Consider the following 15,137-nt stretch of genomic DNA (forward strand, 5'->3'; position numbering starts at 1 on the left):
GACTCAACTGAGGTTATATAGAACATAACCATACAAAAAGTCACGGGAAGGGCGGCAAATGAGCAAACTCTTACAGAATGTAAACCAGCACACACAACTAGCTGGTGAGAACCGTCTGGAGTTGCTGCTCTTCCGCCTGCAGAATGGTCAACTTTACGGCATCAACGTTTTTAAAGTAAAAAAGATCATTCCCTGCCCTGTACTGACCCAACTACCCTATCATCACCCGCATGTTGCTGGTGTGGCCAATACCATGGATGGCTCGTTGCCGATTCTTGACCTGCTCAGCGCCATCAAATCCGGCAAGGTTAAAGACCCCCGCAAACAAAGCGTGATTGTCTGTGAATACAATCGCCGCATGCAGGGTTTTCTGGTGGATCGTATCGAAAACATCATCAATATGCAGTGGAGTGATATTCTTCTGCCGCCTCGCGGGATTGGTCATCGTCACTATTTAACCTCGGTCACACGAGTGAATAACCAGCTGGTAGAGATCATTGATGTCGAGAAGGTGATTTCTGAGGTCACACCTTCGTCTGAACAGATGAACTCAAAACTGAGTGATGATTTTGCTACCCTGAAAGAGTCCACCGTACCCCGTAAAGTGCTGGTGGTGGATGACTCGGTGGTGGCACGTAACCAGATCAAACGCTGTCTGGCTGGTGTGGATCTGGAGTCGGTACTGCTGAAGGATGGCAAGCAAGCGCTGGAGCACCTGCAAGCTTTGGTGGCTGAAGGCAAGAAACCCCAGGAAGAGTATCTGATGGTCATTTCTGACATCGAAATGCCGGAAATGGATGGTTACACCTTCACCCGCAAAGCCAAGGAAGACCCGAAAATCAAAGATATTTATATCCTGCTGCACACCTCTCTCTCCGGTGTCTTTAACAAATCCATGGTCACCCGAGTGGGTGCAGACAACTTTATTGCCAAATTTGATGCTGATGACCTGGCTCAGGCTGTACTGGATCAATTCCGCAGGCGCAACTCAGCAAGCCCTGCTTAACCTTTTGATGCCTTCAGGACTGCTTCCATCACTGTAGTGCCATTAAAGGGTTTGAGAATATAACCACTGGCACCACTATTAATGGCTTGCACAATCAATACACTTATTTTTTTGCTTCATTCATCATTCAGTGCTTTTTCCATATTCGGTATTTCTTCGTTTCAACCATTAGCTTTTCCGACCCTGGTTAGTTTAGTCTGCGCCTCATCTTTTCCGGTGACATCTAATGTTACAGTTTGTTATGCTCCCAAGAAACGAATTTAACGATCTTTTAAACGGAACAAACGAATGATTACAACAACGGCTGAAAAAAGCTCAGCTATCCTTGTATTTATCCGTTGAAAAACCAGACAAGTGAGATGGCATGGTTGATTTGAACGAAACCGAAATCCTTTATGAAATTGCACTCAGCATTGGCTCCGGAAGTGAGCTGGAACCCATGCTGCAAGATGCCCTGAACACTCTGATAAAAACACTGAACGCCAGTAGCGCACAGGTACTACAAGCCTGCCATCATCGCGAAGAAGTTCACCACGAAGGACTGGGCGAAGAAGCCATCTGCACTCTGCGACTGAAATGGCAGACCTTATTAATCCTGGCTGAAGACACACAGGTCGCTGCAGACTTTAACCAGTTATTACCAGAACTGACCTTGCCCGACTATGCCACCGAGCTGCCACTACTGGGCAAAACCCTACCCCAGACTCGCCCATTCATAGATGGCTGGGTACACCTGTTTAATCTGCCCGGTTTTGGCCTGCTGTTGTTGCACAGACCTGCCACTGCTTTACCGGAAAAGTTATTGCCAGCACTGCAAAAACTGATGAACAAACTGGCACAATTCTGCAAAAACTGCCTGAACGAAGCTGAACTCCACCGCCAGATTGAAGCCACCAAAGCAGCCAGCAAAGCCAAAAGCCAGTTTCTGGCAAACATGAGTCACGAAATTCGCACCCCGATGAACGGGATTATTGGAATGCTGGATCTGGTGCTGGGCAGCAGTCTGGAGCGTGAACAGAAAGAACATCTGGATCTGGCACGCATGTCAGCAGAGCACCTGCTGGAAATCATCAACCACCTGCTGGATCTGTCCAAAATCGAAGCAGGGAAGCTGGATTTACAGCCCCGTGTTTTTGATCTGCCTGAAATGATCGGCCAGACCGTACGCACCCTTTCCAGCAGAGCCCGGCTCAAACGGTTGGAGTTGAACTACGACATGAGTCCCGATCTGCCGCGTTATGTTTATGCTGATCCATCTCGCCTGCGACAAATGTTGATCAACTTGCTGGGTAATGCCATCAAATTCACCCAGATCGGTGAAGTTTACCTCACGGTGGAGCGTCTATCCGGTCATACCAGTCTGGTTCCAATAATTGAGTTCCGCATCCGGGATACCGGAATTGGTATGGAACCTAGTGTATTAGACCGAATATTTGAACCCTTTGAGCAGGTTAGCAGTGAACGCAACCGCCAGTTCGAAGGCACCGGACTCGGATTGGCGATTGTGCGTGAGCTGACACACATCATGAACGGTGAAATTTTTGCTTCCAGCGCGCCGGATCAGGGATCCGTTTTTACCCTGCAAATTCCAATGGAAGTGGCTTCACCCTTGCCTGATCATCTAACAGAAAGCCAAAATCTGAGTGGTTATAATATACTGCTGGTGGATGATCAGCTGGTTAACCGCCGAGTGCTGTCAGCCATGCTGACACAACTGAAGGTCCCTCACTCTTTTGCCACTTCCGGTCCGGAGGCTTTATTCCAGCTGCGTCACAGTCTGGATCAAGCGCCTTTTGACCTGATACTACTAGATGCCAACATGCCGGGATTGGATGGCTTCCAGATTGCTGAACGCATCCTCCAAGAGGGTTTGTTACAAGCCAAACAGATTGTCATCCTCACTTCCTCTGCAGAAGCCGGTGATGCCGCTCGTTGCCGTGAACTTGGATTGACCGGTTATCTGACCAAACCCATCATCATGACCGAGCTGCACACCACTCTGAACCAGCTACTAGGACAGATGGTCAGCCACCGTGCGACAATCAGCCTATCAGGCTCCCAGCACCTGCAGGGTTTACATCTGCTGCTGGCAGAAGACAACCCCATCAACCAGAAGCTGGCAGTGAAGTTACTGGAAAAAAACCAGCACCAGGTCGACATTGCACAGGATGGCCAACAAGCCCTGGAGCTACTGGAGGAAAACCAGTATGACCTGGTATTGATGGATATGATGATGCCGGTGATGGACGGACTGGAAGCCACTCGCCAGTGGCGACTCCATGAGCAACAACACCTGCTGCCGCTGACGCCAATCATTGCCATGACAGCTAACGCCATGCAGGGAGATAAAGAGCGCTGCCTGGCAGAAGGAATGCAGGGTTATGTCGCTAAACCAGTCAACCCCGAACAGCTATATGAAGAAATTGACCGAGTAATACAACACTATCAACCGGAAGGAAAAATCACCATCCGGCCCAAAGTTGTGGGTGAGTTGGACGATTTGCTGGATATGGCAGATGAACTACTGGCGGATGCTATCAGTGAAACACCGGAAGCCGATCAGATGTTTGACTGGGAAAAAGCCTTAGAGTCGCTGGGTGGTGACGCCGGTTTGCTGGAGATGGCCTTACAGATGTTTGTGGATGAATACCCCACTCATATCGAGCAGTTAAAAACCGCTTGGGAAACCAGTGATTTTAACCAGCTGGGCGCAGCAGCTCACACCCTAAAAAGCCTGTTGGCAACTTTTGGTGCAGAGGCCGCTCGTAATCAGGCCAGTGAGCTGGAACGCCTGGCAAAAAATGATGCAACAGCAACAAACCTTCAACCGGTGTACAACAGGTTGCAACTGATGCTGCAAACCCTTCTGCCTAGCCTTCAGGAGCAATTAACACAGAACAGTAAATAAGAAATAAATAAAGCTGCTTGATGGCCTGAATATTGCTAGAGATTACAGGAGCGTCTATAGCGGAGAACCAGCGATGCGCGTTAATCAACCCGTTACCGGCAGGGAACAGCCTGTCGAAACCAGCACTCAGCTGATCACTATTACCGATCTGCGCGGCATCATCACTTTTGCCAACGATGACTTCATCAAGGTTGCGGGTTATAGCCGTGATGAATTAATCGGACAGAACCACAATCTTATTCGTCACCCGGACATGCCCCCCGGTGCTTTCCAGAACCTGTGGGACACTGTCTCTGCTGGTCATTCATGGAAAGGTATTGTAAAAAACCGTTGCAAAAATGGTGACCATTACTGGGTGGATGCTTATGTCACACCCATCAAACAAGATGGCAAAATTGTTGAATACCAGTCAGTGCGTACCGCTGCACCCCGTAACGCCATTACCCGTGCAGAGAAGGTTTACAGCCACTGGAGCAAAGGTGAGCTACCCGCTTTTTTACGCCGCCCTGGCTTTTCACTGAGTCAAAAACTGGTGTTCAGCTGCCTGCTTCCCACTATTCTTGCCGGTGTACTGGCAGCTTCACTGGATCACTGGATGACCCTGGCCTATCTGGGCATCATTGGAGTAGTGTCAGCACTGGGTGTTTATACCCTCACCCACGGCCTTAGAAGGCTGAATCTTGCCGCCAGCAAAATCAGCCACAGTCTGGTCATGCGTTATATCTACACGGGTCAGCAGGATGAAGTGGGCAGTATCGGTTTTGCCTTGCGTACCCGCAGTTCAGAACTACGCGCAGTGGTTGCACGCCTGTTCAACAACAGTGGTTACTTGCGGCGCAGTAAATCCCGCTCGGATGAACGCCTGCATGAAGCCTTTCAATATATTCAGAAACAAGGCGGTCGTGTAAATGAAATCCAACAGGCCATGCATGAACAGGTGAATAGCCTAGAGCGAGTCATGAGCAGTACAGAACGCACTGCTGCTGCCGCCACTCAGTCACAGGTAGCAACCCAGATGGGGCAGGACAAAATCAACCAGGTCTCCCAGGCCATTTCACACCAGGCCATGGAGCTGGAAGCTGCCAGACAGCAGGTTGCCAGTCTGGCCGCCAGCAGTGAACAGATCGGTACCGTTATTGATGTGATCACCACCGTGGCTGAACAGACCAATCTGCTGGCACTTAATGCTGCTATTGAAGCTGCTCGTGCCGGTGAAGCCGGACGCGGTTTTGCTGTAGTGGCTGATGAGGTTCGCAGTCTGGCACAGCGCACCCATGATTCCACCCAGCAGGTTCGTAATATCATTACCCAGCTGCAGGAGGACACCCATGCCTCGGTGCAAGCCATCGACAAGGGAGTCAATGCCTCACAGGCAACGGTGGCTCTGGCAGAGGAAATGCGCAGTTCCTTGCAGGAAGTGCTTGGTGCAGTTAACCAGATCAATCAACTGGCCGTTGAGGTGTCCGAAATGACCCAGCACCAGTCAGTGTTGAGTGAACAGACCAGTCGCCAGGTGGTGGAGCTGTCCGATCTGGCTCAACAATCGGTGGGCGCCGGTGATGCAGCAAGAGATCAAGCAGACAAGCTGGACATGCAGGTTGCCAACCTGCACCTGCTGGCGACCAACTTCATCACCCAGCTTAACCAGCAAAAACAGCAATAGTTTTCCGCTCAGGCAGTTGCATAACGTATGGCGGTAATCACAAACAGCTTCGACCCCTCAGGGGTCGGCAGCTGCAATTCATCATCCAGATGTTTACCCAGCAGCAAACGGGCGCGTGGAGCATCAATGCTCATACAGTTTTTTGTTGTATCCGCCTCATCTGATCCCACCAGCCGCCAGGTCTCTTCTTCTCCCTCTTCATCCTCCAGTGTGACCCAGGCACCAAAAAACACCCGCTGCAGATCAGCCGGAGCACGATCCACTACGGTTAATGCCTCCAGCCGCTGATTCAGAAAACGTATTCTGGACAGGGTACGGTTCAGTTCGCGTTTATTGTAGGTATAATCGGCATTCTCGCTGCGATCCCCGTTGGCTGCTGCTTCCCGAACTTTTTGTGCCAACTCTGGATGGCGCACCCGCCACAAAAAATCACGGGTGGATTGCAGACGGGCATAACCCTCCGGGGTGATCAGTGCGGTTTTTTCTTCAGCACGGGGATCCGTTGCCGGATCTCGCCAGCGCGACATATTACGGCCTTTCATTTAGTTTCCTTGCAGGTCGTGTCATCATCATTCTGAACATTCCAACTAGAGGGCGATTTATGACAACACCCCTTTTTACTGCAGTTGATTATACCCTTGAAGATCAACAGACCGTGTTTAAAGGTTTTTTTTCCATGCAGAAGCTGCGCCTGAAACACCGGTGTTTTGCCGGCGGCTGGACCAATACCATGAGCCGTGAATTATTACTGCGCGGGCAGGCAGTGGGTGTACTGGCGTATGACCCCTGGCAGGATCAGGTGATCATGGTGGAACAATTCCGGGTGGGAGCCTTGCAGGATAAAACCAGCCCCTGGCTACTGGAAATGATTGCAGGAATGGTCGAAGCTGGAGAAGAGCCGGAAACAGTGGCTCATCGGGAAGCAGAAGAAGAAGCCGGACTAAAACTTTTGGCACTTCAGCCATTGTTCACCTACTATTCCAGCCCCGGCGGCACCGATGAACAAATTCTACTCTACTGCGCGGTGGTGGATGCCCGTGGAGTGGGTGGCATCCACGGCCTGGCAGAAGAAAATGAAGACATCCGAGTGGTTGTGCTGCCGCGTGAAGTTGCACAACAACAAGCCAGCAAGGGTCGAGCCTGTAACGCCATGAGCCTGATCAGCCTGCAATGGCTGCAAATGAACCATCAACAGCTACAAATGCAGTGGCAAGATCAACAACCGTCGTTCAATAAACCCTCAGCACTCAATAACCCATGAATCCACAGGCACAAAACATGCAAAAACGCCCGGCAGCCGACCTGAGTCGGCTGCAAAGTGATGCAGCAGCCAACTATCTGCTGCTGCAACGACTCTGGCATCAACCAGAGCAGGGAGTACAACTGATCGGGCTGCGTCAGCATGGACGCGACCTGGGTTTTCTGCGCCTGCAACAGCTGGAACTAACCACCTGGACTCAACTGCTGCAATTGCAGTTTTTTGCGGAAAGTGAGCACCCTTGGCTGCGTCCAGTCAGCCTTGAAATTCGTGTTTACCATGATGTCAAACTGGCTGAAGTGATCCGTTTCCAGCAGCAACAGCCACGAGAAGGGCAATACAACTACCCGAATGAACAGATGTTTCATCCTGACGAAAAAGTGCAGGTAAACGCCTTCTTGAAAGAATGGCTGAAACTGGCACTGGATCGAGGTTACACCCCCAAAGAAGAAGTCTTGCCTTATGGCTAAACGTCCGGTTCTGCGTGTGGTGCAAATGACTGATCTGCATCTGCTGAGTGATCCGGCGGCGCGCTTTAAGGGAGAAGACACCCGTAGCCGCTTTTTACAAGCACTGGCTCTGACAAAAAGGCTGGCACCCGATCTACTGATTCTGACCGGTGATCTGGCACAGGATGAAGCACAGGACACCTATTTATGGTTGTATCAACAGCTGCAAAACAGTGGCATTCAGTGGTTCTGGTTACCGGGTAATCATGACCGACCGGAATTGATGCAGCTTTTTGCGCCACCAGTATTTTATCACCAGACTCCCCACTGGCAATTACTGGGGTTAAATACCCGCCTGCCAGGCAGGCCGGAAGGTGAGCTGAGTGAGACAGAGCTGCAACGCCTGCAACAGGCACTGGTTTGTAACAAACCCTTGTTACTGGCCATGCACCACCATCCGCTGCAGGTTAAAAGCCGCTGGATGGATGCCATTGCCTTGCAGAATACTGATGCCCTCTGGCAGCTTGTGGACAAAAACACAGTATTGAAACTTTTGCTCTGTGGACATGTTCATCAGCCCCTGTCACGCTGGCATCAGGGTGTGCAGGTGCTGGCCAGCCCGGCCACAGCATTACAATTCACACCCTTGCAGAACGAATTTTCAATTAATAACAAGGCATTGCCGGCAATACGCCTGGTTCGTTTGTTACCCGGTGGTGTTTTTTCCAGCCGCCTGCTGTATTTTAATCCACAGCACTTTACTCACAGGGAAGGTGGACAGGCATGTGGATAACTTTAGTAAAACAGGTCAGGACGCTGGTGCCTGCTGGCCTTCTTAAAGCTGGTTAAAAAATGATCGACCCATCAGAAAAAATCATTATCGGTGCACGCGAGGTCATTATCTTTCCTCAACTGCAACTGCGTGTTCATGCCAAGGTGGATACCGGAGCCAAAACCTCCTGCCTTCACGCCACACATATCAAGACCTTTGAAAAAAAAGGGCAATTATGGGTACGCTTCACTACACTGGATGAAACCCAATCAGAGCCGCAGACGGTGAACTGTGAATTACCCGTGCACGATCATCGCAAGGTTCGCAGCTCCAATGGTCATGCCCACTGGCGTTATGTGGTGCGTACAGAAATCCAGCTGGGCAGTCTGAAAGAAAAAATTCAACTGACTCTGGCTGACCGCTCTCGAATGAAATACCCTATGCTGCTGGGGCGCAGTGCAATGGAGCAGCACCTGCTGGTTGCACCCGGTGCAGCTTACCTGCTTGGACCACTCTGAATACCCTGCAGGCACCAACCCGGTTTCCCTTTCTGTTCTCTGGATTTGTTCATGCATCTAGCCATACTGTCACGTAATCCCAATCTTTACTCCACCCGCAGACTGCTGGAAGCAGCAGAAAGCAGGGGACATACCGCACGGGTCATCGACACCCTGCGCTGTTACATGAACATTGCTTCACACAAACCCACCATCCACTATAAAGGAACCGATCTGGAACCTTTTGATGCGGTGATTCCACGCATTGGCGCTTCTGTCACTTTTTATGGTGCCTCGGTGTTGCGCCAGTTTGAAATGATGGGTGTTTATACTCTGAATGAATCGGTCGCCATCACCCGCTCCCGTGACAAACTTCGCTCGCTGCAGCTGTTGTCACGCAAGGGAATTGGCCTGCCAGTCACAGGATTTGCCCATTCCCCTGATGACATTCCCGATCTGATTCGTATGGTCGGTGGTGCACCGCTGGTGATCAAACTGCTGGAAGGTACTCAGGGTATTGGTGTGGTACTGGCTGAAACCGAAAATGCCGCTGAAAGTGTGATTCAAGCCTTTATGGGTTTAAAAGCCAACATCATGGTGCAGGAGTACATCAAAGAAGCGGGTGGTGCTGATATTCGTTGTTTTGTGATTGGTGAAAAAGTGGTTGCCGCCATGAAACGCCAGGCCATGCCGGGTGAGTTCCGTTCCAACCTGCACCGTGGCGGACAAGCCGAGCTGGTGAAAATCACCCCTGAAGAGCGCTCAACCGCAATTCGGGCAGCCAAAGCCATGGGGCTACAAGTCTGCGGTGTGGATCTGCTAAGATCCAATCATGGGGCTGTGGTGATGGAGGTTAACTCATCACCGGGTCTGGAAGGCATCGAGGCCGCCACCCAGAAGGACATTGCTGGTCAGATCATTGATTTTATTACTCGTAATGCCGGCCCTAATAAAAATCGCACGCGGGGACGCGGATAAAAGGATTAGCCATGCTGGACGCACAAATTGACTGGCACTCGTTGCCGATACAAGAAGCCGCCCTGGCTCTGTACAAGCATGAGCGCATCAAACGTAACTCTGCCAATGCACCCCTGGTAGATGAACTGATCACCAGTAACTGGCTGGTTCCGGAAGATGAGCAGGATGGTTTTATGCTCAGTGCCAGAGGCCGTTCGGGTCTGGTTGAGCTGATGGATCTGCGGCTACCGGAATGGCGCGAGTGGCTGGATGTGCTGGAAGGTGACCCGCTGTTATTAAGTGAATTGTTTGAGCTGCGCTGGAATTTTCTGCAAGAGCAACTGCGCTCGGATCTACCCAGAGTGCTAAACAGAAAATCCCTGCAACATGCACTGCTGGGTAATCCCGAACAGACTCTACCTGACCACCTGCAAAAACAGCTGCCCCAATTAGAACTTAGTGAGGATCGTTGCCTTCACCTGCGAGGCAATATGGATCTAAAGCTGGTTCGCAAACACGGCAACAGTATTGAACTGAAAAAAATCTGGCGACAACTGAGTGAAGCGGTTTTACCGGAGCGGGATTTCCGGCAAGTGCATGAGCTGGATGGTGAACTGCCCTATCTGGTGATGAGCATTGAAGATCGAGGGGTATTTCTGGATATTGATCTGCCGGAAAACCTGCTCGCCATCTGGGCACCGCCGGATCAACTGGAACTGGTCGGTGATTTTCTGAAGTTTCTGCCCCAGTTTGTTCCCCACGTCCATTTTGGTGACCTGGATCACCGTGGATTGGTGATTGCTGAACGATTGGCCATACAAAGCCAGCGCCCTGTCAGACGTTTTATCCCAGCCTTCTGGCAAGACTACCTGCCTCATTTTGCCGCGGCGACTCAGGACGAACCTTCTGATAAAAACACCTCTGGCAAGGGTGAGCGCTGGCGTGGCCCGGTACTTTCCGTGGAACTGCTGCGCAAACTCATGACCAGCAACCGCTGGCTGGCTCAGGCACCCCTGCTGCTGGATGCCCGTCTGCACGAAGAAATGCGCAAACTGATGGATTAAACCTGAGCCACACTACTCCGGCTGCAGGCTTTGTACGATGTGGTGGTAACTGGCAAAACGAGTAGTTGCTATTTTACCCTCTTCAACAGCTTGTTTCAGGGCACAGCCCGGATCTTGCTGATGACGGCAATCCCGGAAACGACACAATCCCAGAAATGGGCGAAACTCCATAAACCCCTGCGCCACATCTTCCGGTTGTAAATAACCCAGTGAGAACTCACGGATTCCGGGAGAGTCAATCAATTGCCCACCCTGCGGAAAATGAAACAGTTTTGCGGTGGTGGTGGTGTGACGCCCCTTGCGGGTATCTTCTGACAAACTGCCAACCCGCAGATCTACACCGGGTAACAGATGATTGATCAGGGATGATTTACCCACCCCGGACTGACCCACAAACACACTGATACGATCCCGCAGATTATCCTGTAGCTGCTGCAAATCCTGCTGTTGGTAAGCCGAGGTGATTAACACTCGATAGCCCAGTTGCCGATAGGTTTCCAGCAGGCCATTAATATGCGATTGCTGAGCTGCGGTCAGGCGCTGCGGTTCTTGCATCAGATCCCATTTGTTAATGACCAGGATTGGTTCAATGTCGGTATGTTCTGCCGCCACCAGATAACGATCAATCAGATTGGCATGGGGTTCGGGCTCCGGTGCAATCACCAGTAATAACTGATCGACATTGGCGGCAATGGCTTTCATCACACCGCGCATGTCAGGTCTTGCCAACAAACTGCGACGCGGCTGTCTGGATTCGACTACACCATTTTCTTCCGGGGTCTGGTGGGGGCGCCAGCTAACATAATCACCGGTGACCAGACTTTCCACATTGGCTCGTACATGGCAACGCTGCCTTTGCCCTTGCAGATGGCCATCCAGTGCTTCCACTTCCACCTGACGGCCAAAGTGTGCGGTTACTAACCCTGCATGAGGTTCGGTCAGCAGCCCTTCTTCCAGGCTGTTATCTACTTTGCGATCCTTGCGCTGGGCACGTTCATTACGCTCGTTCTGTACCTTGTCGATACGCCACTGTTGCTGGCGGGTCAGCTTACGACCACTCATTCGCAGCTGGAGTCCGGCAGACGGATGAATTCATCCCGGTAAAAACGCAGCTCAGCAATCGACTCACGGATATCATCCATGGCGAGGTGGGTGCCTGCTTTTTTGAATTTTTTGGGTAACTCAGGACTCCAGCGTTTTGCCAGCTCCTTAAGGGTGGAAACATCCAGATTGCGATAATGAAAAAAGGCTTCCAGCTCTGGCATTTCACGCTCCATAAAGCGTCGATCCTGATGCACACTGTTACCACACATCGGGCTGGCACCGGCTTTGACATGGCGACGTAAAAAAACCAGTGTCGCCTGTTCAGCTTCTGCTGTAGTGGTGGTGCTGTCTTTAACTCGCTGGGTCAGGCCAGAGGCACCGTGCGTTTTGGTGCACCATTCATCCATGGCATCCAACAGGCTGTCCGGCTGATGAATTGCCAGCACTGGACCTTCTTCCAGAACATTCAGGTTGCTGTCAGTGACAATGGTGGCAATTTCAATAATACGTTCCTTGTTCGGATCTAACCCGGTCATTTCCAAGTCTATCCAGATCAGGTTAGAGGGCACTGCTTGTTCTTTTTCAGCCATGCTGGAAACACTTCCTAAAAGGTTGGGATACAAACCTGATATTACCACATTTACTGTGTCTTAAAGATGCAGCTCCAGCAGCGCTCCAGTCCATACTGCCAGATCGCGTAAACGCTGCACCTCAGCCACCTCAAAATGTCTCGGTTGATGATCTGCGATATTCAGGCTACCCAGTAGTTGTTTGCCAACAAAAATGGGGACACCTACATAACTACGCACCCCCAATGCCAGTGCCAGCGGGGGCTGTAGATCATCCGGCACTTGTTGCAAATCCTGAATCTGAATCTGTTCAGCCGGTATGGTCAGCGGTAAACCGCAGAGGGCATCATCCATTAACAGACGTTGCTGGCTTTCACCGGCAAAATACAGGCGTAGATGCCGGTGCTCACGTAAACCTATGGCTGCAACCGGCACATTGAAAATTCTCTGGCAATTCAGGGCGACCCTGCGAAAACTGGGAGCACACACCTGCCCAAGATGAGGTATAAGACTATCAATAGCAGATTTTCGATAGGCTTTCATGGAATTTGCCTCTCGTTGCAAGTATTCAAATCAACACCAACAGTGCAAGCTGGAGCCAAGGGGCGCTATAATTCTGCGCCAGAAATTAACCTTTTATATGAACTATCCTGAGTATAGAAACTTTCGGTTTTTCTGCTTACAGGATTTCATAATTTTTACGGGCAACTGATGAACACCCAGGATCGCAGCATCGTTTTGATCAATTTGTCAGGGCATGATCGCCCCGGCATCACCTCGGCCATCACCGAAATTCTTGCCGGTTATGGCGTAAATATCCTGGATATCGGTCAGGCCGTTATTCATGACACCCTGGCACTGGGGCTGCTGGCTCATTTACCACCTTCAGCACAGCACTCTCCGGTATTGCAGGAGTTACTGTTCAAAGCGCATGAATGGGGTATGCAGATCCGCTTTACGCCGGTTTCTGAAACCAGTTATGAACACTGGGTCGGTGGGCAGGGTAAGGGGCGTTATATTGTTACCCTACTGGGTCGTCGTATTACCGCAGAGCAGATTGCCCGTGTTACACGCACGGTGGCTGGTAATGGCTTAAACATTGATCGCATCCATCGCCTGTCCGGGCGCATCAGCATGTCACGGTTGGCTGAGCAAGGGCGTGCCTGTGTGGAGTTTTCGGTACGCGGTGATACTCTGGATACCGCCGAGTTGCGCCGTCATTTTCTGGCACTGGCCGGTGAGCTGGAAGTGGATATCGCCGTGCAGGAAGACAATATCTACCGCCGTAATCGCAGGCTGGTGGTGTTTGATATGGATTCCACCCTGATCGAAGCCGAAGTGATTGATGAACTGGCCAAGGAAGCCGGAGTGGGTGAAGAGGTAGCTGCCATCACCGAACGCGCCATGTGTGGTGAACTGGATTTTAACGAAAGTTTTAAAGCCCGTGTGGCGCTGTTAAAAGGACTGGATGCCTCGGTACTGGAAAAAATCGCCCAGCGCCTGCCGATTACTGAAGGTGCTGAAAAACTGGTCTCCACTCTTAAGCGTCTGGGTTATCGCACCGCCATTCTTTCTGGTGGTTTCACCTATTTTGGTGAATACCTACAAAAGAAACTGGGTATTGATGAAGTTCATGCCAATCTGCTGGAAGTGGAAAACGGCAAGGTCACCGGACGTGTGGTCGGACGGGTGGTGGATGGTCAACGCAAGGCAGAACTCCTGCAGGAAATTGCCAGTAAAGAAGGCATCAACCTGGAGCAAGCCATTGCGGTGGGTGACGGCGCCAACGATTTACCTATGCTGGGACTGGCTGGACTGGGCATTGCCTTCCGTGCCAAACCCCTGGTGCGCCAGAATGCGCGTCATGCCCTATCCACCCTTGGGTTGGATGCCATTCTGTACCTGATTGGTTTTTCTGATCGGGATATCGAACAGGAAGGCCTGCATCCCAAGAGTCATGACCTCTGAAACGCCTACGGCAGACCAGTGGTTTCTTTATCTGGTTGAGCTGGCATCCGGAAAGCTTTACACCGGTATCACCCGTGATGTGCAGAGACGCTTTACTGAACACCAGTCCAATACCAGCAAAACCGCACGCAGCCTGCGTGGCAAAGGCCCTCTAAAGCTGGTTTTTTCCTGTGTTGCAGGCAACCAAAGTGAAGCGTTAAAGCTGGAGCACCAAGTCAAAAAACTGTCACGTGACAAGAAGTTGCAGTTGATTGATGGCAGTTTTGACATTTCTTTCTTGCGTATTTCTGAACCTTGCTCTAAAAGTACTTGACGTGGGAGCTGTTTTACCTCAGTCTAGATTGTGTAGGCAGCAAGGTAGCAAGAAGAAGTGTCGTAACGCAGTTGTAATCGAATTATCGGTAACATCAGTTCGTCATTCGTACTATCTTGATTCCCGCAACACCGAGTCTGAAGAATTGGTCGGATGACTCAAAATTAAACTGTAATACAGGAATTTTTGATATGGCAACTGGTACCGTTAAATGGTTCAACGACACTAAAGGCTTCGGCTTCATCACTCCTGATGACGGTGGCGATGATCTGTTTGCTCACTTCTCTGAAATTCAATCTTCAGGCTTCAAATCCCTGCAAGAAAATCAGAAAGTGTCCTTCGAAGTGACTACTGGCCCTAAAGGCAAGCAAGCTGCGAAGATTCAGCCTCTCTAATCAACTCTGTTGATTGTTGGCTTAAAAAACCCACCGCAAGGTGGGTTTTTTTATGGAGACGATTTAACACCAGTTTCGCATAATTCATCCCTTTGTCATCTACCCTGTAATACAGTTACACTTATCGCTGATTCAGCCACTGTGCGGTTCTTTCTATGGTTTCTGCCACCCCAAACAAAAAAACCTTTTTTTTCTCGCTGCTGCGTCGCTTGCTGCTGGCAGCCTTTATCTGGTGGTTGATTACTGAAGGTCAGGCGGCCAGCTGGATCATTGG

Annotated in this window: 16 protein-coding genes; 12 read left to right on the forward strand and 4 right to left on the reverse strand. The window is 50.8% G+C overall.

What is annotated here, in order from left to right; all coding sequences use genetic code 11:
• Positions 1-58 precede the first annotated feature (58 nt).
• The 3 genes from IBX50_RS04340 (at position 59) to IBX50_RS04350 (ending at position 5,577) form a co-directional block, all read left to right on the forward strand.
• A complete protein-coding gene (locus IBX50_RS04340; protein WP_292253654.1) occupies positions 59-1,006 on the forward strand; it encodes a chemotaxis protein CheV in 948 nt (315 codons plus the stop codon).
• 364 nt (positions 1,007-1,370) lie between these two features.
• A complete protein-coding gene (locus IBX50_RS04345) occupies positions 1,371-3,914 on the forward strand; it encodes a hybrid sensor histidine kinase/response regulator (protein WP_292253655.1) in 2,544 nt (847 codons plus the stop codon).
• Positions 3,915-3,987: 73 nt separating this feature from the next.
• Entirely contained in the window at positions 3,988-5,577 is a 1,590-nt protein-coding gene (locus IBX50_RS04350; protein WP_292253656.1) for a PAS domain-containing methyl-accepting chemotaxis protein, read from the forward strand.
• Positions 5,578-5,585: 8 nt separating this feature from the next.
• Here IBX50_RS04350 and greB read toward each other — a convergent pair whose 3' ends face one another.
• Positions 5,586-6,119 (reverse strand): transcription elongation factor GreB, encoded by a 534-nt coding sequence (greB, locus tag IBX50_RS04355; RefSeq protein ID WP_292253658.1) that lies wholly within the window; start codon positions 6,117-6,119, stop codon positions 5,586-5,588.
• A 59-nt stretch (positions 6,120-6,178) separates the two neighbouring features.
• On the opposite strand from greB, the gene IBX50_RS04360 reads away from it, so the two are divergent.
• From IBX50_RS04360 to IBX50_RS04385, 6 genes are read left to right on the forward strand one after another with little or no spacing between them, the layout of a single operon-like run.
• Positions 6,179-6,838 (forward strand): NUDIX domain-containing protein, encoded by a 660-nt coding sequence (locus tag IBX50_RS04360; protein WP_292253659.1) that lies wholly within the window; start codon positions 6,179-6,181, stop codon positions 6,836-6,838.
• A 17-nt stretch (positions 6,839-6,855) separates the two neighbouring features.
• A complete protein-coding gene (locus IBX50_RS04365; protein ID WP_292253660.1) occupies positions 6,856-7,305 on the forward strand; it encodes a DUF1249 domain-containing protein in 450 nt (149 codons plus the stop codon).
• Complete coding sequence (locus IBX50_RS04370; RefSeq protein ID WP_292253661.1) at positions 7,298-8,077, forward strand: metallophosphoesterase; 780 nt, start codon at positions 7,298-7,300, stop codon at positions 8,075-8,077. Before IBX50_RS04365 ends, IBX50_RS04370 begins: the two co-directional genes overlap by 8 nt.
• Positions 8,078-8,136: 59 nt before the next feature.
• On the forward strand, positions 8,137-8,574 hold the full coding sequence (locus tag IBX50_RS04375; RefSeq protein ID WP_292253662.1) for an ATP-dependent zinc protease: 438 nt from the start codon (positions 8,137-8,139) through the stop codon (positions 8,572-8,574).
• A gap of 51 nt (positions 8,575-8,625) precedes the next feature.
• Positions 8,626-9,531: a 30S ribosomal protein S6--L-glutamate ligase gene (gene rimK / locus IBX50_RS04380; RefSeq protein WP_292253664.1), complete on the forward strand. Its 906-nt coding sequence runs from the start codon at positions 8,626-8,628 to the stop codon at positions 9,529-9,531.
• Between the two features lie 11 nt (positions 9,532-9,542).
• Positions 9,543-10,574 (forward strand): hypothetical protein, encoded by a 1,032-nt coding sequence (locus IBX50_RS04385; RefSeq protein ID WP_292253667.1) that lies wholly within the window; start codon positions 9,543-9,545, stop codon positions 10,572-10,574.
• Positions 10,575-10,586: 12 nt separating this feature from the next.
• Here the strand turns inward: IBX50_RS04385 and rsgA are convergent, their stop codons facing one another.
• The 3 genes from rsgA to IBX50_RS04400 are packed head-to-tail and all read right to left on the reverse strand — an operon-like array spanning position 10,587 to position 12,730.
• Positions 10,587-11,636 (reverse strand): small ribosomal subunit biogenesis GTPase RsgA, encoded by a 1,050-nt coding sequence (gene rsgA / locus IBX50_RS04390; RefSeq protein WP_292253669.1) that lies wholly within the window; start codon positions 11,634-11,636, stop codon positions 10,587-10,589.
• A complete protein-coding gene (gene orn / locus IBX50_RS04395) occupies positions 11,633-12,208 on the reverse strand; it encodes an oligoribonuclease (RefSeq protein ID WP_292253671.1) in 576 nt (191 codons plus the stop codon). The genes rsgA and orn overlap by 4 nt, the downstream gene beginning before the upstream one ends.
• Before the next feature lie 60 nt (positions 12,209-12,268).
• Positions 12,269-12,730 carry a GAF domain-containing protein gene (locus IBX50_RS04400; protein WP_292253673.1) on the reverse strand — a complete coding sequence of 154 codons (462 nt, stop codon included), beginning with the start codon at positions 12,728-12,730 and terminating at the stop codon, positions 12,269-12,271.
• Between the two features lie 168 nt (positions 12,731-12,898).
• On the opposite strand from IBX50_RS04400, the gene serB reads away from it, so the two are divergent.
• From serB to IBX50_RS04415, 3 genes are all read left to right on the forward strand, one after another.
• Positions 12,899-14,155 carry a phosphoserine phosphatase SerB gene (serB, locus tag IBX50_RS04405; RefSeq protein WP_292253675.1) on the forward strand — a complete coding sequence of 419 codons (1,257 nt, stop codon included), beginning with the start codon at positions 12,899-12,901 and terminating at the stop codon, positions 14,153-14,155.
• Entirely contained in the window at positions 14,145-14,468 is a 324-nt protein-coding gene (locus IBX50_RS04410; protein WP_292253677.1) for a GIY-YIG nuclease family protein, read from the forward strand. The genes serB and IBX50_RS04410 overlap by 11 nt, the downstream gene beginning before the upstream one ends.
• Before the next feature lie 191 nt (positions 14,469-14,659).
• The gene (locus IBX50_RS04415; RefSeq protein ID WP_292253679.1) at positions 14,660-14,863 is read left to right on the forward strand and encodes a cold-shock protein; all 204 of its coding nucleotides are present in this window, start codon (positions 14,660-14,662) and stop codon (positions 14,861-14,863) included.
• Positions 14,864-15,137 lie beyond the last annotated feature (274 nt).

Source organism: Marinospirillum sp., assembly GCF_014859565.1.